Below are 18189 nucleotides of genomic sequence, written 5' to 3'. Positions count from 1 at the left end.
CACCCCGGGGCCCTGCCCGGCGCCCTCTGGGCGGGGAAATTTCTCCGGCAGCTTTTGTCTGGGCTCGTCGGCCGGGGGTGGTCGCCGGCCCTGTGACCCGGCCCCCCGCCACTCCGGCCAATGGTCAACCGGTGCGGGAGAGCTCGCGCCGGCTCACCGGCTGCAACGCTTCGGTCTGGGTGCGGTTGCCCAGGAAATCAGGCCGCGGCTTGTTGCCGCAGAACGGCTGCTGGAGCTGGTTCTCGACACTGTTGTAGACGAAGAACAGGTTGCTCCGGGGCCAGGGCGACATGTTGGCGTTGGAGCCGTGCAGGGTGTTGCACTCGAAGATGATCAGCGAGCCGGCCGGCCCGGTGGGGGCGGTGATGCCGTGGCGCTCGATCAGGTCGTTCAGCGCTTTGTCGCCGGGTACCCCCAGCTCCTGCTTCTTCAATGACGACTGGTAGTTGTCTTCCGGGGTGCGGCCGACACAGGGCACAAACTGCTTGTGGGAGCCCGGCACGAGCATCAGCGGGCCGTTGAACGGGGTGTTGTCGGTGAGGGTGATGGAAAAGCTCACCGCCCGCATCCTGGGCATGCCGTCCTCGGCGTGCCAGGTCTCGAAATCCGAATGCCAGTTGAAGCCCTTGCCGTGCAGCCCCGGCTTGTAGTTAATGCGGGACTGGTGGATATAGGCATCGCCGCCCAGCAGTTGCCTCACCATGGCCAGGATTTCCGGGTCCCGGGTCAGCCGGTCGAAGCGGTCGGACACCTCGTGGATGCCGAAAATGGAGCGGATTTCCTGTTTGCCGGGTTCGGTGATGGTGCCCTCGGAGTTGAGTACCGAGTCGTTGCTTTCGTAGGCCCGCAGGTCATCCAGGAAGCTGCGCACACTGGCGCTGTCCAGGAAGCGGTCGAACACCAGGAAGCCATCGCGCTCATAGCGGGCCAGGTCGGTCTCGCTGAGGGGGCCATTGGTACGGTCTTGACCGGAGCTGTGAACCACCGGATCCAGGCGTTCAAAGCTCTGGCTGGGTCGCTCCAGCCGGGTGGGGTACAGGTCGTCAGAACGAGCGTCCATAGTCGATCCTCCGTCTTGCTTTTGTGCTGATGAAATCCTCTTGGTTAAAGAGTGAGAGAGAGCTATGGTCGGACCCAAAATTTTTCAAGGCCACCAAAAGGTCCCGGGCAGGGCGCCCGGGACCGGAAGGTCACCGATTACCCGGTGAAGGCCATATGGTCCGCGTCCAGCTGCATCAGGTTGCGGCTTGGGCTGAGCATGCTGGTGGCATGGGCCTGGGCCCGGGGCAGCAGGCGCTCGTAGTAGAACTCGGCGGTGGCCAGCTTGGCGCGGTAGAAGTCTTCGGACTCCTCGCCGCCGTTGGCCAGCTTGTCCACCGCCACCGCCGCCATGCGGGCCCACATGAAGGCCATGGTGACGTAGCCGCTGAACATCAGGAAATCGTTGGCGGCGGCGCTGACCATGTCCCGGTCCTTGCGGGCCACCAGCATCAGCCGCACCGTCAGCATGTTCCACTGGGCGCAGAGCTTGAGCAGCTGCCAGGCGTAGGGCCGCAGCTGCTTGTTGGTCACGTGCTTGCGGGCGAAATTGCTGACCTGCAGGGTGAAGTCACGCACGGCGCCGCCCTGGGTCATCATCAGCACCTTGCGGCCCAGCAGGTCCAGCGCCTGGATACCGGTGGTACCCTCGTAAAGGGTGGCAATGCGGGTGTCGCGGACGATCTGTTCCATCCCGTGCTCGCGGATGTAGCCGTGGCCACCGAACACCTGCACCCCGAGATTGGCGGCCTCGTTGCCGAGCTCGGTGAGGAAGCCCTTGAGGATCGGGGTCAGGAAGCCCAGCTTGTCGTCGTAGGCCTCGGCCTTGGCGTCATCCCCTTCCAGGTGACCCGCCACCATGTGGTCCGCCAGTCGGGCGGCGTAATACAGCATGGCACGGCCGCCCTCGGCTATGGCCTTCTGGGTCAGCAGCATGCGCCGCACATCGGCGTGGTGGATCAGCCGGTCGGCGACCTGGTCGGCGTCCTTCTTGCCGGACAGCGCCCGCATGGAGCGGCGCTCGCGGGCGTAGTCCAGCGCCCACTGGTAGGACAGCTCCGCCGGCCCCACACCCTGGATGGCGGTGCCGATGCGAGCGGTGTTCATGAAGGTGAACATGCATTCGAGGCCCTCGTTCTCCGGGCCCAGCAGGAAGCCGGTGGCACCGTCGAAGTTCATCACGCAGGTGGCGGAGGCCTTGATGCCCATCTTGTGCTCGAGACTGCCGCAGGTGACGCCGTTGCGCTCGCCGACGCCGCCCTGGCCGTCCGGCAGGTACTTGGGCACGATGAACAGGGAGATGCCGCGGGTACCCTTGGGAGCGTCCGGCAGCCGCGCCAGCACGATGTGAACAATGTTCTCGGTGAGATCGTGGTCACCGGAAGAAATGAAGATCTTGGTGCCGGTAACCTTGTAGCTTCCGTCCGCCTGGGGCTCGGCGCGGGTCTTGATCTGGCCCAAGTCGGTGCCGCACTGGGGTTCGGTCAGGCACATGGTGCCGGCCCAGCGGCCTTCGGTCAGGGGCAACAGGTAGGTCTGCTGCTGGTCCTCACTGCCGTGCAGCTGCAGGGTGTTCATGGCGCCCAGGGACAGGCCCGGGTACATACTGAACGGCCAGTTGGCGGTGCCCATCATTTCCTGCTTCAGCAGACCCATGGACGCCGGCAGGCCCTGGCCGCCCACTTCCTCCGGCGCCGACAGCCCCTGCCAGCCGCCTTCCACATACTGCCGGTAGGCTTCCTTGTAGCCCTTGGGTGTGGTGACCTCGCCGTTCTCGAGCTTGCAGCCCTCGGCGTCGCCAGTCTGGTAGAGCGGGCTCAATACCTCCTCGCAGAAACGGCCGCACTCGGTGAGGATGGCGTCGACGATGTCCGGCGTGGCGTTCTCGCCTTGGCGCAGGCCGGCGTAGTGGCTGGGGTAGTCGAAGACTTCGTTGAGCAGGAACTTCATGTCGCGCAGGGGCGCCTTGTATACCGGCATAACCGTACCTCATCTGAAATCGGAGCGTCTGGGAGCAAACCGGGTTGCTCGATGAGACCTTTGTACGACAATCCATGGGCGTATCCATTGACGGAAAGCGCCTGGCACCGTGTCAGAAATGACAATTGGCCGAGATGACGATGGCGCATCCGCCGTCTTTATAACTGGTCTGGCCAGGGCGAAAACACGTAAATTCCGGGGAACAAATGGACCCCCCCAGCCAGGAGAGAGTGTAAAAATCATGCAAAGACCGCAGACGATCCTTCCGACCTCCCCGCTGGCACGTATTATCGGTATGGCGTTGCTTCTGACGCTGCTGACCGGTTGCGCCGGCCCTTCGCTGCAGGACTACCAGGGCAACACCCCGAAACTGATTCCGTCGGAGTTTTTCCGGGGTGAACTCGTTGCCCGGGGCGTGGTCAAAGACTGGTCCGGTGAGGTGATCCGGACGTTTGACGCCGACATCACCGCCAGCTGGAACCACGAGGGTGTGGGCACCCTGGACGAGGTATTCCGCTTTGACGATGGCGAGGTCCAGACCCGCGTCTGGACACTGACACCGGAAGGCGAGGGCTACCGCGCCAACGCCGGTGATGTGGTGGAGCCGGGCCTGATGACCTGGCAGGGCAACGCCATCAACATGAATTACGTGCTGCGGGTGCCCTACCGCGACGACACCATCGACGTGCGCATGGACGACTGGATGTATCTGATCACGCCGGACACCCTGATCAACGAAACCGCCATGTCCAAGTTCGGCTTTGGCGTGGGTGAGATTGTTCTGATGATCCAGAAAACCGATTCCGGCGGCGACTGACCGCCACCTTGCCGACAGGCCGGTCACCGGCCCCGGTCAAGCCATATAGCGTAGGACACACTATGGTCAAGCAGTGGCTGGTTGCTGTCATGATAACCCTGGTCGCCGTGGTGGGCGCGGTGGCCTATTACCAGTTCGGCGGGGGTGACGAGGTGGCCCAGGGCCGGCAGAAGCGGGCCAGTCCGGTCAACGTGGTGGCTCCGGCCCGGGCCGAAGTGCAGGACCGGGTGGCGGCCGTAGGCACGCTGCAGTCCCGTGAAGCCGTGGCCCTCACCAGCGAGGTCAACGGCCGGGTGGTGGCGATCAATTTTGCCCCCGGCGACCGGGTCGAGCGGGGCCAGTTGCTGGTCCAGATGGACGACCGCCAGGCGCGGGTGGAACTGCGGGTGGCGGAAGCCCAGTACGCCGATGCCCGACGACAGTTCGAGCGCGCCAGCACCCTGCGCAGCAACAACAGCATTTCCCAGGCCCAGGTGGATGCCCTCCAGACCACCCTGGACGTGGCCGAAGCCCAGCGTGATGCCGCCCGTACCCGCCTGGACGACCACCGCATCGAAGCGCCCTTCGCCGGCAGTGTCGGCCTGGTGGATCTCAGCATCGGCGCCTACGTCAACATCGGCGACACCATCGCCACCCTGGACGCCACCGACCCCATGGAGCTGGCCTTCTCGGTGCCGGAGCGCTACCTGGGCCAGATCAGCCTGGGTCAGCGGCTCAATGCCCGCACCGCGGCCTTCCCGGACCGGGTATTCGAAGGCAGCCTGGCGGAACTCGGCACCCGTCTGGACGAGCTGTCCCGGTCGTTGCCGGTGCGGGCGGTGATCGCCAACCCGGACAACCGCCTGCGGCCCGGGCAATTCATGTCGGTGAGCCTGACCCTGCAGGAGCGCCAGGCTCTGGTGGTGCCGGAACAGGCGGTGCTGGTGCAGGGGGCGAAGGCCTTTGTCTTTGTCGCCGACCAGGACCAGGCCCGCCGCATCGAGGTTACCCTGGGTGCCCGTGAGCCGGGCATGGTGGAGGTGGTGACCGGTCTGGACGCCAGCGACTCGGTGATCGTCACCGGCCAGGACCGCCTCAGCAGCGGCGACCGCATCACCGTGGTACAGGACGATGGCGCCCTGCTCAGCAGCGACCAGTCCCTGACCCGGCCCTGGCAGTAGGGGCCGGCATGATTCTCTCCGACATTTCCATCAAGCGCCCGGTCTTTGCCACCGTCGTCAGCCTGCTCATCGTGGTGTTCGGCATCGCCGCCCTGCTGGGGCTGCCGGTGCGGGAATACCCCGATATCGACCCGCCCGAGGTCTCCATTTCCACCGACTACACCGGCGCTGCCGCCGAAGTGGTGGACACCCAGATCACCCAGGTCATCGAGGGCGCCATCAGCGGGGTGGAGGGCATCCGCTCCATCGAGTCCAGCACCGAGCAGGGGGAATCCCGCACCTCCATCGAATTCAACACCTCCCGGGATGTGGACATCGCCGCGAACGATGTGCGGGACGCCGTGTCCCGGGTGCTCGGTGAGCTGCCGGCGGAGGCTGACCCGCCCACCATCCAGAAAGCCGATTCCGACGCCCGCCCGATGATGTGGGTGACCCTGCGCTCCGAGGTCTGGGACAGCGCCGAGCTCAGTGATTTCGCCGAGCGGGTGCTGGCGGACAGACTGTCGGTACTGGACGGGGTCGCCGATGTCCGCATCGGCGGTGAGCGCCGCTACGCCATCCGGGTCTGGCTGGACCAGCAGCGTCTGGCGGCCCGCAACATCACCGTGGCGGAAGTGGAGCGGGCCCTGCGGGCCAACAACATCGAGCTGCCGGCCGGCTCCATCGAGTCCAGTTCCCGCGATTTCACCGTGCGGGCGGTGGGCCGGCTGTCCACCGTGGAGGAATTCCGCAACCTGGTGATCCGCCGCGACGGCAACCAGTTGCTGCGCCTGGGCGAAGTGGCCAATGTCCAGATGGGGGTGGAATCCGACACCAGCCGGCTGCGGGCCAATGGCAAGACCGCCATCGGCATGGGCATCATCCGCCAGTCCAAGTCCAACACCGTGGCGGTGTCCGAGGCGGTGCGGGCCGAGCTGGCCAAGATCCGCGAAACCCTGCCGCCGGAGGTCACCATCGCCGAAAGCTACGATGAGTCCATCTTCATCCGGGCGTCGATCCGGGAGGTGATGGTGACCCTGGCGATCTCGGTGTCGCTGGTGATCCTGGTGATCTTCCTGTTCCTGCGCTCCTGGCGGGCCACACTGATTCCGGCGGTGACCATTCCGGTGGCGGTGATCGGCGCCTTCATCGGCCTGGGCACCCTGGGGTTTTCCATCAACGTACTGACCCTGCTGGCCATCATCCTGGCCATCGGCCTGGTGGTGGACGACGCCATCGTGATGCTGGAGAACATCCAGCGCCGCATCGACGACGGCGAGCCGCCACTGCTGGCGGCCTTCCGGGGTGCCCGCCAGGTGGCCTTCGCCGTCATCGCCACCACCCTGACCCTGATCGCCGTGTTCGTGCCCATCTCCTTCATGGGGGGCAACGTTGGCCGGCTGTTCGGCGAGTTCGGCTTTACCCTGGCGACCGCGGTGGTGGTGTCCAGCCTGGTGGCGCTGACCCTGGCCCCCATGCTCTGCTCCAAGTGGCTGAAACCCAGCCCGGAAAGTGCCGAGGGTCACCGCCTCTGGGCCGCCAGTGAGCGGGTGCTGACCGGTCTCAACCGGGGCTATGAAAAGTTGCTGAGATTCTCCCTGCGCCAGCCCGGTCTGCTGCTGGGCCTGGGGGTGGCGGGTCTGGTCATGGCGGTGGTGATCTTCCCCAAACTGCCCCAGGAGCTGGCCCCCACCGAGGACCGCGGCATCATCATCATGCCGGCCAGTGCGCCCCGGGGGTCCACCGCCGAATACACCGATCATCATGTGCGCAAGATCGAGGAGCGGCTGCTGCCCTACCTTGACAACGGCGCCTCCGACCGTCTGCTGTCCATCGTCGGTTTTCGTGAGGAGGCCGACCGCGCCTTCCTGATCATGGGGCTGGTGCCATGGGAGGAGCGGAACATCAAACAGCAGGCCATCGCCGCCGAACTCTTTCCCAAGCTGGGGGAAGTGCCAGGGGTGCGGGCGGTGGCGGTGAACCCGCCGGGTCTGGGCCAGCGGGGCTTCAACCAGCCCATCGAGTTCGTCATTGGCGGCCCGGACTACAAGACCGTCCAGCAGTGGAGCCAGGACATCCTCGAGCAGGCCCGCAACAACCCCAATCTGCTGAACCTTGAGACGGATTTCGAGCTCACCCGGCCGGAACTGCGGGTCACCATCGACCGCCAGCGGGCGGCCGACCTGGACGTCACCGTGGAGGACGTGGGTCTGACCCTGCAGACCATGCTGGCCTCCCGCCAGGTCACCACGTTCCTGGACCGGGGCCGGGAGTACGACGTCATCGTGCAGGCCAACGACGCCGACCGGGCCACCCCGGACGACCTGGGCCAGATCTTCCTGCGGCCCCGGGCCGGGGGCGACCTGGTACCCCTGCAGGCGTTGGTGGATGTGGAGGAGATCGGCGCCAACCCCGACCTGCGCCGGATCGACCGGCTGCCGGCGGTGGTGATCAGCGGCTCACTGGCGCCAGGCTACGATCTGGGCTCGGCGCTGGACTACCTCAACGGCCTGGCAGTGGATTACCTGCCGGCGGAGGCCCGGGTCAGCTACAAGGGCCTGAGCCGGGAGTTCGAGGAATCGTCGTCGGCCATCTACGTCACTTTCGCGCTGGCCTTCGTGATCGTGTTCCTGGTGCTGGCGGCCCAGTTCGAGAGCTGGATCCATCCGCTGATCATCATGCTGTCGGTGCCGCTGGCGGTGACCGGGGCGCTGATCGCGCTGCTGCTTACCGGCATCAGCCTGAATATCTACAGTCAGATCGGCATCATCATGCTGCTGGGCCTGATGGCCAAGAACGGCATCCTGATCGTGGAGTTCGCCAACCAGTTGCGGGACAAGGGCCTCAGCGTCCACGACGCCATCCTGGAGGGCGCCATCCTGCGCTTCCGGCCCGTGCTGATGACCACCATTTCGACGATTTTCGGCGCCGTTCCACTGGTGATCGCCACCGGTGCCGGCGCCGAGAGTCGCGCCGCCATCGGTGTGGTGGTGCTGGGCGGGCTGATCTTCGCCACCACCCTGACCCTGTTCATCATCCCGGTGCTCTACAACCTGATCGCCCGCTTTGCCAAGTCCACCAACGCGGTGGAAGTGGCCCTGGAGCGCCAGGCCCGGGCCCTGCCGGCCGGCGGTGAGCCCGCCACCAGTCTGCAGAGCCGGCGCGAGGATTAGCCGGCCGGCCCCTGTCTCAGAGGGTGTCCGGGAAGCTGAGCTGGCCGTCGAACACCGCGTCCGGATGCAGGTCGACACAGAACACCATGGGGCGGTTGTCCAGGCGCAGGCCCGAGGACAGGGTGACGGTACGGACCGCATCCGGCAGCGCCACATAGGGTCGTGACACATTGATGTCATGGGGCCGCTCCAGGGCGCTGCGGAAGTACTCCCGGTGTACCCAGCAGGCGCCGCTGGACAGATACAGCGGATTGAAGCCGGCCAGCAGGCGGCCCGGGTATTCGCAGGCCAGTTCGCCCTGCTGCACGCCGGCTTCGTTGAGCAGGAAGCAGCGCTTGACCCCGTTTACCGCCAGCAGGCTGCGGCAGGCCTCGTCGAAGGCCTGCCGGCGCATGATGGCGTGGCAGCTTGCCAGGGTCTCGTACCGCAGCAGGCGCAGGTAGCCGGCGTGGTCCGCCACATCCTCCAGCGACTGCCGGCGGGCCTGGTCCACCTGGCGGCCAAAGCCCTGTTCCAGGCTGCCGGCCTGGATCCGGTCCACGGCCTCGGGCCGGCCGAACAGGAAGCCCTGCAGTAGGTCGGCCTCGGTGGCCAGGGCGATCCTGGCCTGGGCCTCGTTCTCGATGCCCTCCAGCAGCACCAGGCTGCCGCTTTCCCGGATCATCTTCACCAGGCTTTCCAGCAGCAGCCGGGCGCGGCGGTGGTGTTCGGCGTTCACCAGCAGGCTGCGGTCGATCTTGACGATCAGCGGCTCCAGCTGCCACATGCGCTCGAAGTTGGAATCCCCCATGCCGAAGTCGTCGATGGCGATCTGGAAACCCCGGTGCTTGGCCTCGGCGACAAATCTCAGCAGCGCGGTGCGGTCACCGGTGGCGGTCTCCACCACTTCGAGCACCACCTGACCCGGCTCCAGGCCGGCGGCGTCGCAGGCCTGGCCAAGCCGGTCCAGGGCCGGATCCGGGTGCACGCAGGTGTCCGGGGTGATGTTGAGGAACAGCCAGGCGGGCCTGGGCTGGCCGCCGAAGCATTCCAGGTGCTGGGCCAGCAGCTGGCGGTCCAGTTCTTCGGTACGCCCACTCAGGCGCGCCCGTTCGAACAGGGCCGGCGGCGCCACCGGTTTGCCGTCCCGGCTGACCCGGACCAGCGCCTCATAGCCCACCAGACGCTTGTGGCTGGGGCTGAAGATGGGCTGAAAGGCGGAGCGCAACTGGAAATCGGCCAGGAAGTGGTTACCGGGCCGGCGACTCCAGGGGGAAAACTTGACGACGTTGGTCATGACAGTGCTCTACGGTACTACTCACTCCGTCCCTGGCACGCTGAGTAACGGTTGGTTGACAGTTTCAGAAAGCCTTTGAGCCGGTATCAAGCCAGCTTCGTGCCAAAACGATTGAAAACCGTCGTTTAAAGGGGTTTTGTGACGTCAGTTTCCGGTCACCCGCCTGAGTGACCGATTTTTCTGCACCAGGCCGGCGCATCGGGTGGGGCCGGCGCCCCTTTCCGGAGCCGGGCGCCGAAAGCGGTTGCCTGCCGCCGCGCTTTGTCGCATCGTTGGCCGGGGCGGCGGCAGCCGCAGTGCAACCTGCAGTGATACCAAAGGGAGTTGTATCTTGGCCGATCACAGTCAGTTCCGGCTGTTCGCGGAACGCCGTTTCCTGCCGTTTTTCCTGACCCAGTTCGCCGGCGCCTTCAACGACAATCTGTTCAAGAATGCCCTGTTGCTGCTGGTGACCTACACCACCGGTGGTCTGCTGGGGCTGTCCAGTACCCTGGTGGTGAACATCGCCGCCTTCCTGTTCATCCTGCCGTTCTTCCTGTTTTCCGGCATCGCCGGCCAGGTGGCGGACAAGTACGAGAAATCCGCCGTCATCCGCTGGGTAAAGCTGGTGGAGATCCTGATCATGGCGGCCGCGGCCGTCGGACTCTGGTTGGGCTGGTACGAGCTGCTGCTGGTGCTGCTGTTCCTGATGGGCACCCAGTCCACCTTCTTCGGACCGGTGAAATACGCCATCCTGCCCCAGGTCCTGAGCGACGATGAACTGGTGGGCGGTAACGCCCTGGTGGGCATGGGTACCTTCGTCTCCATCCTGCTGGGTACCATCGCCGCCGGCCTGATCCTGGGGCTGGAGGCGGCCGCCAAGGTGGCCGCGGTGGGGGTGGTGCTGGTGGCAGTGCTGGGCTACCTGAGCGCCCGGGCGGTGCCGCCAACCCCCGCTGGCGCCGCCGGCATGACCGTGCGGCTGCAGCCGTTCCGGGAAACCTGGCGCCTGATGGTGCTGGCCCGGGAGCGCTACAATGTCTTCCTGGCCATTCTGGCCATCTCCTGGTTCTGGTTCCTGGGCGCGGCCTACCTGACCCAGTTCCCCAATTTCGCCAAACTCGACCTGATGGGTGACGAAACCGTGGTGACCCTGCTGCTGGCGGTGTTTACCGTGGGCATCGCGGTGGGTTCCATGCTCTGTGAACGGCTGTCCGGCCACCGGGTGGAGCTGGGCATCGTGCCCATCGGCTCGCTGGGCCTGAGCCTGCTGGCCATCGACCTGTACTTCCACATACCCGCCGATCCGGTGGCCAGCAACTGGCAGACCCTGTTCACCGACCCGGCCTACCGGCGGGTGCTGCTGGATCTTCTGGGTATCGGCATCTCCGGCGGCCTGTTCATCGTGCCGCTCTACGCCTACATCCAGCAGGAAACGCCGCCGGACCGGCGCGCCCGCATCATCGCCGCCCTCAACGTGATCAACGCCCTGTTCATGGTGGTCAGCGCCCTGGCGGGCATCCTGCTGCTGGGGCTGTTGGGACTGACCATTGCCGAATTCTTCCTGGTGCTGGCACTGATGAACCTGGTGGTGGCCGGTTTTGTCTACCAGCAGATGCCGGATTTCGCCCTCCGGTTCGTGATCTGGCTGCTGTCCCATACGATCTACCGGGTCCGTCACCGCGGCCTCGACCGCATCCCCGAGCAGGGCCCGGTGCTGCTGGTGTGCAACCACGTGTCCTACGTGGACGCCCTGGTGCTGGCGGGTGCCATCCGCCGGCCGGTGCGCTTTGTCATGGACCACCGGATTTTCGCCACCCCGGTGCTGGGGGCCTTCTTCCGTCTGGCCCGTACCATTCCCATCGCCCCCCGCAAGCAGGACCCGGACATCTACCATCAGGCCTTCGAGCGCATCGATGAGGAGCTGGCCCAGGATCATGTGGTGTGCATTTTCCCGGAGGGCCGGCTCACCCCGGACGGCGACATCCGCGAGTTCCGCAGCGGCGTCGAGACCATTGTCCGGCGCCGGCCGGTCACCGTGGTACCGCTGGCCCTGCGGGGCCTGTGGGGCAGTTTCTTCAGCCACGCCGGTGGTCCGGCCATGCGGCACTGGCCGCGACGGTTCTGGTCCAGGATCGAGTTGCGGGCGGGCGAACCGGTAGCGCCGGAGCAGGTTTCCGCCCGGGCCCTGGAGCAGGCGGTGCGTGAATTGCGCGGCGCGAAGGCCTGAGAGCGCCGCCACAGCTGTGGATAACTATCTGAACAACCTCAGCATAAGCCCTGGGTAAGTTTCATCAGTTATATAGGAAACAAAGACTTAGTGCGCTAAATCGGGGCATTCCAGTACTATCGAAATGTGGATAACTTTGTTGATCAGAGTTCTCAAATGAATTCGCCAAGCCCCTGATTTGTTGAGGAAGTTTTAGAATCGGCCCGGTCACCCCCGGCTCCAGCTCAACCGGACCTCCCCGGAGCCGGCCAAAGTGGTTAAAATTTGCACATCCGGACTGCAATTGCGGGCCTGACGCGTTATACTCTGCCGCCCGTTTTTTACTGTCATTTCCTTGAGGTGCCGTGTGGATTTTCCGAGCCGATTCGATGTGATTGTCATTGGTGGTGGCCATGCCGGTACGGAAGCCGCGTTGGCGGCCGCCCGTATGGGTTCGGCCACGCTTTTGCTGACCCACAATATCGAGACCCTGGGGCAGATGTCCTGCAACCCCGCCATCGGGGGTATCGGCAAGAGCCACCTGGTCAAGGAAATCGATGCCCTGGGCGGTGCCATGGCCCGCGCCACCGACCGTGCCGGGATCCAGTTCCGCACCCTCAACTCCCGCAAGGGGCCGGCGGTACGGGCCACCCGCGCCCAGGCCGACCGGGTGCTGTACAAGGCGGCCATCCGCGAACTGCTGGAGAACCAGCCCAACCTGACCCTGTTCCAGCAGGCCGCTGACGACCTGATCGTCGAGGGCGACCGGGTTACCGGTGTGGTGACCCAGACCGGCATCCGCTTCATGGCCCGCACCGTGGTGCTGACCACCGGCACCTTCCTGGGCGGTGTTATCCACATCGGCATGCAGCACCACTCCGGCGGCCGCGCCGGGGACGCGCCGGCCAACGCCCTGGCGCAGCGCCTGCGGGAGCTGCCGTTCAACGTGGGCCGGCTGAAAACCGGTACGCCGCCGCGCATCGACGCCCGCAGCGTGGATTTCTCGGTGATGCAGGAACAGTGGGGCGACGACCCCACCCCGGTGATGTCCTTCCTGGGTTCCCGGGCGGAACACCCGCGGCAGGTGTGCTGCTATGTCACCCGCACCACCGAGCAGACCCACGACATCATCCGCAGCGGCTTCGACCGTTCGCCCATGTTTGCCGGCAACATCGAGGGCATCGGCCCGCGCTACTGCCCGTCCATTGAGGACAAGGTCAACCGCTTCGCCGACAAGGACTCCCACCAGATCTTTGTCGAGCCCGAGGGCCTGACCACCAACGAGCTCTACCCCAACGGCATCTCCACCAGCCTGCCGTTCGACATCCAGTTGGCGGCGGTGCGCTCCATTCCCGGTTTCGAGAATGCCCACATCACCCGGCCGGGCTACGCCATCGAGTACGACTACCTCAATCCGCAGGACCTGCGTCATACCCTGGAGACCAAGTTCATCGGCGGGCTCTACTTCGCCGGCCAGATCAACGGCACCACCGGCTATGAGGAGGCCGGCGCCCAGGGGCTGCTGGCGGGCATCAATGCCGCGCTCCAGGCCCAGGAACGGGACGCCTGGTATCCGCGCCGGGATGAGGCCTACCTGGGCGTACTGGTGGACGACCTGATCACCATGGGCACCTCCGAGCCCTACCGCATGTTCACCAGCCGGGCCGAATACCGGCTGATCCTGCGGGAGGACAACGCCGACCTGCGCCTGACCGAGACCGGCCACCGTCTGGGCCTGGTGGACGAGGAGCGCTGGCACCGTTTCAACACCAAGCGCGAGGCCATCGCCACCGAGCGCCAGCGCCTCACCACCCGTTTCGTGCACCCGGGCACTGCCGAGGGCGCTATCGCCGATAACTACCTGCAGCGGCCGCTGACCCGGGAGCAGTCGCTGGCGGAACTGCTGCGCCGGCCCGAAATCGTCTACCAGCACATTGCCGAGATCGGCGGTGAGCAGGCCGAGGACCCGGCGGTGGCAGACCAGGTGGAGATCGAAATCAAGTACGAGGGCTACATCTCGCGCCAGGCCGATGAGATCGAGCGCCTGCGCCGCAACGAGAACACTGCCCTGCCCGCCGACATGGACTTCGACGCCGTCGGCGGCCTGTCCAACGAGATCCGGCAGAAGCTCAAGGCGGTGCGACCGGAGACCATCGCCCAGGCTTCCCGCATCCAGGGTGTGACGCCGGCGGCGGTCTCCCAGCTGCTGGTGCACCTGAAAAAGCGCGACCTGCTGCGCAAGCAGTCGGCCTGAGCCGGCATGATGGATCCGCGATGGTCCGGCCAGCTCCGGGCCGGTCTGGACAGCCTGGGCCTGGCCCTGGATGGCCAGCAGCAGGACCGCCTGCTGGCCTTTCTGGGTCTGCTGGCGAAATGGAATCGGGCCTACAATCTGACGGCGGTGCGGGAGCCCGGCGAGATGGTGTCCCGGCAGCTGCTGGACAGTCTCAGCGTGCTGCCCTGGGTGGATGCTGAAGCGCTGCTGGATGTGGGCGCCGGCGGTGGCCTGCCGGGCATTCCCTTGGCCATCGCGCTGCCGGAGCGCCGATTTACCCTGCTGGACAGCAACAGCAAGAAAACCCGCTTCCTGACCCAGTGCGTGCTGGAACTGAAGCTGGGCAACGTAACGGTGATCCACGGCCGGGCCGAAACCTGCACACCGGATGTAAAGTACCGCCAGATCAGCAGCCGGGCCTTCACCGCCCTGGCCAACCTGGTGGACTGGTGCGGCCACCTGCTGGCGGACGACGGCCAGTTCCTTGCCATGAAAGGCCAGTTTCCGGATGATGAAGTGGCAGCCTTGCCCGCCGGCTGGCGAGTGCGTGCCCACCATGCCCTGCAGGTGCCCGGCTGTGCCGGCGAACGCCACCTGCTTTTGATCGATCGTGACCCACAGACAGGAGGTTAGCCATGGCGCGCGTCATCGCAGTCACCAACCAGAAAGGCGGCGTCGGCAAAACCACGACCTGTGTCAACCTGGCTGCCTCCCTGGCCGCCACCAAGCGTCGGGTGCTGCTGGTGGACATGGATCCGCAGGGCAACGCCACCATGGGCAGCGGTGTCGACAAGAACGGTGTGCAGCTGTCGGGCTATGACCTGCTCACCAAGCGCGCCAGCGCCGCCGAGGTGATCATCCCGGCGGAGGCCTCCGGCTTCAATATCCTGCCCGCCAACGGTGACCTTACCGCCGCCGAGGTGGAGCTGATGAACGAGATCGGCCGCGAGCACCGGCTGCGGCTGGCCATCAACGGTGTGCGGGACCAGTACGACTATATCCTGATCGACTGCCCGCCGTCGCTGAACCTGCTCACGGTCAATGCCCTCTCCGCCGCCGACACGGTGCTGATTCCCATGCAGTGCGAATACTACGCCCTCGAGGGCCTGGCGGCGCTGATGAACACCGTCGAGCAGATCCAGGAAACCGTCAACCCCGAGCTTCAGGTGGAAGGCATCCTGCGCACCATGTACGACCCCCGCAACAGCCTCACCCTGGATGTGTCCGGCCAGCTCAGCGAGTACTTCGGCGACAAGGTCTACAAGGCGGTGATACCCCGCAATGTCCGGCTGGCGGAGGCCCCCAGCTACGGCCTGCCGGCGCTGATGTATGACCGTACCTCCAAGGGCGCGGTGGCCTACCTTGCCCTGGCCGGGGAAATGGTCCGCCGCCACGGCTCGGCAAAGACATCACCCGCGGTGGCCGTGTAAGATAGCGGCACCTTTGCATCAGTGACTGACTTCTACCGGAACAAATGACGGACACCATGGCGGCAAAAAAACGAGGATTGGGTGAACGCGGTCTGGGCGCCCTGCTGGCGGGCTCCAAGGTCAACCTGGACCGGGACCTGAGCGAACACGACGGCGAATTGCGGGAAGTGCCGGTGGACCTAATCCAGCGTGGCCGCTACCAGCCCCGTCGCGACATGGACCCGGCCGCGCTGCAGGAGCTGGCGGATTCCATTCGCCAGCAGGGCGTGATGCAGCCGGTGGTGGTGCGCCCCATCCATGAAGGCCGCTATGAGCTGATCGCCGGCGAGCGGCGCTGGCGCGCCACCCAGATAGCGGAGCTGGACCGCATCCCCGCCATCATCCGGGACGTGTCCGACGAAGCTGCCATCGCCATGGCGCTGATCGAGAACATCCAGCGCGAGAACCTCAATCCCATCGAGGAAGCCTTCGCCCTGCACCGCCTGCAGGATGAGTTCGGCCTCACCCAGGCCCAGGTGGCCGAGGCCGTGGGCAAGTCCCGCACCACCATCACCAACCTGCTGCGCCTGACCAGCCTCACCGAGGATGTCCGTGTCATGCTGGAGCACGGCGACCTGGAAATGGGCCATGGCCGCGCCATGCTGACCCTGCCGCCGGAGCAGCAGATGCAGGTGGCCCGCCAGGTGGTGGCCAAGTCCCTGTCGGTACGGCAGACCGAATCCCTGGTGCGGCGCATCCAGCAGGAAACCCCCGGCCACAAGGCCCAGGGCAAGCCGGCGCTGGACCCCAACATCCGCGCCCTGCAGGACGACCTGGCGGACCGCCTCGGGGCCCGGGTGTCCATCGATCACGGTCAGCGTGGCAGGGGCAAGCTGGTGATCGAGTACAACTCACTGGACGAACTGGACGGCATCCTGGGTCATATCAAGTAGTGACTTAGTCGATGCTGCCAAAGTAGTGGTCGTGCACCAAAACACCACATGTCGTGATCTCCCGTGATTCAGACACAACTTGTGTGATAAAACGGTTTTCGCCGGGAAAACTGGTTAATTTTTCATCGGCGTTTGCCGCCGGTTCTGTTGAACAGCTACCGGTTAACACATATAATTTCGCGCGCTTGCATTAACTCCGGACAGGGTTGCTGGCAGGAAGCAGATTTCGGGTTCATTCTTTCAGGCCGGTTCCATGTCCACGACCGAAAAGCGCTTAACACGGTTGCCGCTGGTGAAGTGGCTGGCAATCGAGCTCGGGCTGGTGACACTGATCAGCCTGGCATGGATCACAGAGAGTCGTTTGGCAGGTTATTCCGCGTTCATCGGCGGTCTCATCTACATTATCCCAAACGTCTATTTCGCCCACCGGATGTACCGGTTCGAGGGTGCCAGAAATGCGCACCTGGTGGTGGGCAACATGTTCAGGGCCGAAACCATCAAGCTGGCCCTGACCGCCGTTTTTTTTGCGGCCGTATTCATCTTAATGGAGCCAGTACATGTGCCGGCTCTGTTTTTCACTTTTGCCGTGATGGTTGTGGCCGGTAGCGTGATACGCTGGCGGATTCAGCCCAAAGCACGGCGATGACTGGACGAGAACAGTATGGCAGCTGATACCCCAGTAGAGTACATCAAGCACCACCTCACCAACCTGACCTACGGCAAGCTGCCGGAAGGCTACGAGCGGGCCGACGGTACCGTGCTGGAGCAGGCCACCTGGACCATGGCCCATACCGGCCAGGAAGCCATGGACATGGGTTTCATGGCCATCCACGTGGACACCATGGGCTGGTCCCTGGCGATGGGTATACTGTTCCTGGGTCTGTTCCGCAGCGTGGCCAAGAAAGCCACCACCGATACCCCCTCCGGGCTCCAGAACCTGGTGGAGATGAGCGTCGAGTTCGTCCAGGGCATCGTGCGGGATGTGTTCCACGGCCGGAACCCCATCATCGCGCCGCTGGCACTGACCATGTTCGTCTGGATCTTCCTGATGAACTCACTGAAGCTGATTCCGGTGGACTACATCCCCTCCCTCGCCCACGCCATGGGCCTGGAGTACTTCAAGATCGTGCCCACCACCGATCCCAACGGCACCTTCGGCATCTCGCTGGGCGTGTTCCTGCTGATCCTGTTTTACAGCTTCAAGGTCAAGGGCGTCGGCGGGTTTACCAAAGAGCTCTCGTTTACACCCTTTAACCATTGGTCGCTGGTACCTTTCAACCTGGTACTGGAACTGCTGGCGCTGATCATCAAGCCGGTCAGCCTGGCACTGCGTCTGTTTGGTAACATGTACGCCGGTGAGGTGGTATTCATCCTGATCGCGCTGCTGCCCCTGTGGGTCATGTGGACACTGCACGTGCCCTGGGCCATCTTCCACATTCTGGTGGTAACCCTGCAGGCCTTCATCTTTACAACGCTGGCTGTGGTTTACCTCAGTGCAGCACACGAAGATCACTGATCAATCCAACACATTAACCCTTAACTGTCTGATAAAACTAGGAGTCTTCAATGGAAATGGTATTTATTGCAGCAGCACTGATCATCGGTCTGGGCGCCCTGGGTGCCGGCATCGGCTTCGGTCTTCTGGGCGGCAAGCTGCTTGAGTCCACCGCACGTCAGCCCGAGCTTGGCAACCAGCTGCAGACCAAAGCCTTCATCATGGCCGGTCTGCTGGACGCCGTGCCCATGATCGGTGTTGGTATCGCGATGTACCTGATCTTCGTTGTTGCTGGTTAATCCCGGCCGCAAGGGCGGGCGCTGAACGGGCGCCCGGTTTGACGGACACCAGGATGCAACGAATAGCAAGAGGTATATTGCCGTGAATATCAACCTTACGTTAATAGGGCAATCGATTGCCTTCGCTATTTTCGTCTGGTTCTGCGT

The 18189-nt window shown here is 64.7% G+C and carries 14 protein-coding genes and 1 pseudogene; 12 read left to right on the top strand and 3 right to left on the bottom strand.

The window, feature by feature from the left end; all coding sequences use genetic code 11:
• Positions 1 to 124: 124 nt before the first annotated feature.
• Both thpD and R3280_RS11490 read right to left on the bottom strand, forming a co-directional pair.
• Positions 125 to 1060, bottom strand: a complete 936-nt coding sequence (thpD, locus tag R3280_RS11495) for an ectoine hydroxylase (protein WP_318998748.1) — start codon at positions 1058 to 1060, stop codon at positions 125 to 127.
• A gap of 137 nt (positions 1061 to 1197) precedes the next feature.
• Entirely contained in the window at positions 1198 to 3018 is a 1821-nt protein-coding gene (locus tag R3280_RS11490) for an acyl-CoA dehydrogenase C-terminal domain-containing protein (RefSeq protein ID WP_318998747.1), read from the bottom strand.
• 295 nt (positions 3019 to 3313) lie between these two features.
• Between R3280_RS11490 and R3280_RS11485 the strand changes: the two genes are divergently transcribed.
• From R3280_RS11485 to R3280_RS11475, 3 genes are all read left to right on the top strand, one after another.
• A complete protein-coding gene (locus R3280_RS11485; RefSeq protein WP_318998749.1) occupies positions 3314 to 3835 on the top strand; it encodes a DUF3833 domain-containing protein in 522 nt (173 codons plus the stop codon).
• A gap of 89 nt (positions 3836 to 3924) precedes the next feature.
• The gene (locus R3280_RS11480; protein ID WP_318998746.1) at positions 3925 to 4995 is read left to right on the top strand and encodes an efflux RND transporter periplasmic adaptor subunit; all 1071 of its coding nucleotides are present in this window, start codon (positions 3925 to 3927) and stop codon (positions 4993 to 4995) included.
• A gap of 8 nt (positions 4996 to 5003) precedes the next feature.
• Positions 5004 to 8147 carry an efflux RND transporter permease subunit gene (locus R3280_RS11475; protein ID WP_318998745.1) on the top strand — a complete coding sequence of 1048 codons (3144 nt, stop codon included), beginning with the start codon at positions 5004 to 5006 and terminating at the stop codon, positions 8145 to 8147.
• Positions 8148 to 8163: 16 nt separating this feature from the next.
• On the opposite strand, the gene R3280_RS11470 is transcribed toward R3280_RS11475, so the two are convergent.
• Complete coding sequence (locus R3280_RS11470; RefSeq protein ID WP_318998744.1) at positions 8164 to 9423, bottom strand: EAL domain-containing protein; 1260 nt, start codon at positions 9421 to 9423, stop codon at positions 8164 to 8166.
• Between the two features lie 331 nt (positions 9424 to 9754).
• Between R3280_RS11470 and R3280_RS11465 the strand changes: the two genes are divergently transcribed.
• The 9 genes and pseudogenes from R3280_RS11465 to R3280_RS11425 all read left to right on the top strand — a co-directional run.
• Entirely contained in the window at positions 9755 to 11632 is a 1878-nt protein-coding gene (locus R3280_RS11465; protein ID WP_318998743.1) for an MFS transporter, read from the top strand.
• Between the two features lie 346 nt (positions 11633 to 11978).
• A complete protein-coding gene (mnmG, locus tag R3280_RS11460; protein WP_318998742.1) occupies positions 11979 to 13865 on the top strand; it encodes a tRNA uridine-5-carboxymethylaminomethyl(34) synthesis enzyme MnmG in 1887 nt (628 codons plus the stop codon).
• A 6-nt stretch (positions 13866 to 13871) separates the two neighbouring features.
• The gene (gene rsmG, locus R3280_RS11455; protein ID WP_318998741.1) at positions 13872 to 14519 is read left to right on the top strand and encodes a 16S rRNA (guanine(527)-N(7))-methyltransferase RsmG; all 648 of its coding nucleotides are present in this window, start codon (positions 13872 to 13874) and stop codon (positions 14517 to 14519) included.
• Positions 14520 to 14521: 2 nt separating this feature from the next.
• Positions 14522 to 15316, top strand: coding sequence for a ParA family protein (locus tag R3280_RS11450; protein WP_318998740.1), 795 nt, complete (start codon positions 14522 to 14524; stop codon positions 15314 to 15316).
• 56 nt (positions 15317 to 15372) lie between these two features.
• Positions 15373 to 16248: a ParB/RepB/Spo0J family partition protein gene (locus R3280_RS11445; protein ID WP_318998739.1), complete on the top strand. Its 876-nt coding sequence runs from the start codon at positions 15373 to 15375 to the stop codon at positions 16246 to 16248.
• A 253-nt stretch (positions 16249 to 16501) separates the two neighbouring features.
• Positions 16502 to 16894: an ATP synthase subunit I gene (locus R3280_RS11440; RefSeq protein ID WP_318998738.1), complete on the top strand. Its 393-nt coding sequence runs from the start codon at positions 16502 to 16504 to the stop codon at positions 16892 to 16894.
• 15 nt (positions 16895 to 16909) lie between these two features.
• A complete protein-coding gene (gene atpB / locus R3280_RS11435; RefSeq protein ID WP_318998737.1) occupies positions 16910 to 17764 on the top strand; it encodes a F0F1 ATP synthase subunit A in 855 nt (284 codons plus the stop codon).
• Between the two features lie 50 nt (positions 17765 to 17814).
• Positions 17815 to 18042 carry a F0F1 ATP synthase subunit C gene (atpE, locus tag R3280_RS11430; protein ID WP_027830230.1) on the top strand — a complete coding sequence of 76 codons (228 nt, stop codon included), beginning with the start codon at positions 17815 to 17817 and terminating at the stop codon, positions 18040 to 18042.
• Between the two features lie 82 nt (positions 18043 to 18124).
• Positions 18125 to 18189 (top strand): annotated as a pseudogene (locus R3280_RS11425) (F0F1 ATP synthase subunit B); the annotation flags it as partial.

Source organism: Marinobacter sp., from assembly GCF_033722195.1.
Taxonomy (GTDB): Bacteria; Pseudomonadota; Gammaproteobacteria; order Pseudomonadales; family Oleiphilaceae; genus Marinobacter.
This window is presented reverse-complemented; position numbering and strand designations above follow the sequence as displayed.

What these genes read in the sequence shown, in the direction of transcription:
- thpD (WP_318998748.1), bottom strand. Translation starts at nt 1,060, where the DNA reads ATGGACGCTCGTTCTGACGACCTGTACCCCACCCGGCTGGAGCGACCC.
- R3280_RS11490 (WP_318998747.1), bottom strand. Translation starts at nt 3,018, where the DNA reads ATGCCGGTATACAAGGCGCCCCTGCGCGACATGAAGTTCCTGCTCAAC.
- R3280_RS11485 (WP_318998749.1), top strand. Translation starts at nt 3,314, where the DNA reads ATGGCGTTGCTTCTGACGCTGCTGACCGGTTGCGCCGGCCCTTCGCTG.
- R3280_RS11480 (WP_318998746.1), top strand. Translation starts at nt 3,925, where the DNA reads ATGATAACCCTGGTCGCCGTGGTGGGCGCGGTGGCCTATTACCAGTTC.
- R3280_RS11475 (WP_318998745.1), top strand. Translation starts at nt 5,004, where the DNA reads ATGATTCTCTCCGACATTTCCATCAAGCGCCCGGTCTTTGCCACCGTC.
- R3280_RS11470 (WP_318998744.1), bottom strand. Translation starts at nt 9,423, where the DNA reads ATGACCAACGTCGTCAAGTTTTCCCCCTGGAGTCGCCGGCCCGGTAAC.
- rsmG (WP_318998741.1), top strand. Translation starts at nt 13,872, where the DNA reads ATGATGGATCCGCGATGGTCCGGCCAGCTCCGGGCCGGTCTGGACAGC.
- R3280_RS11450 (WP_318998740.1), top strand. Translation starts at nt 14,522, where the DNA reads ATGGCGCGCGTCATCGCAGTCACCAACCAGAAAGGCGGCGTCGGCAAA.
- R3280_RS11445 (WP_318998739.1), top strand. Translation starts at nt 15,373, where the DNA reads ATGGCGGCAAAAAAACGAGGATTGGGTGAACGCGGTCTGGGCGCCCTG.
- R3280_RS11440 (WP_318998738.1), top strand. Translation starts at nt 16,502, where the DNA reads ATGTCCACGACCGAAAAGCGCTTAACACGGTTGCCGCTGGTGAAGTGG.
- atpB (WP_318998737.1), top strand. Translation starts at nt 16,910, where the DNA reads ATGGCAGCTGATACCCCAGTAGAGTACATCAAGCACCACCTCACCAAC.
- atpE (WP_027830230.1), top strand. Translation starts at nt 17,815, where the DNA reads ATGGAAATGGTATTTATTGCAGCAGCACTGATCATCGGTCTGGGCGCC.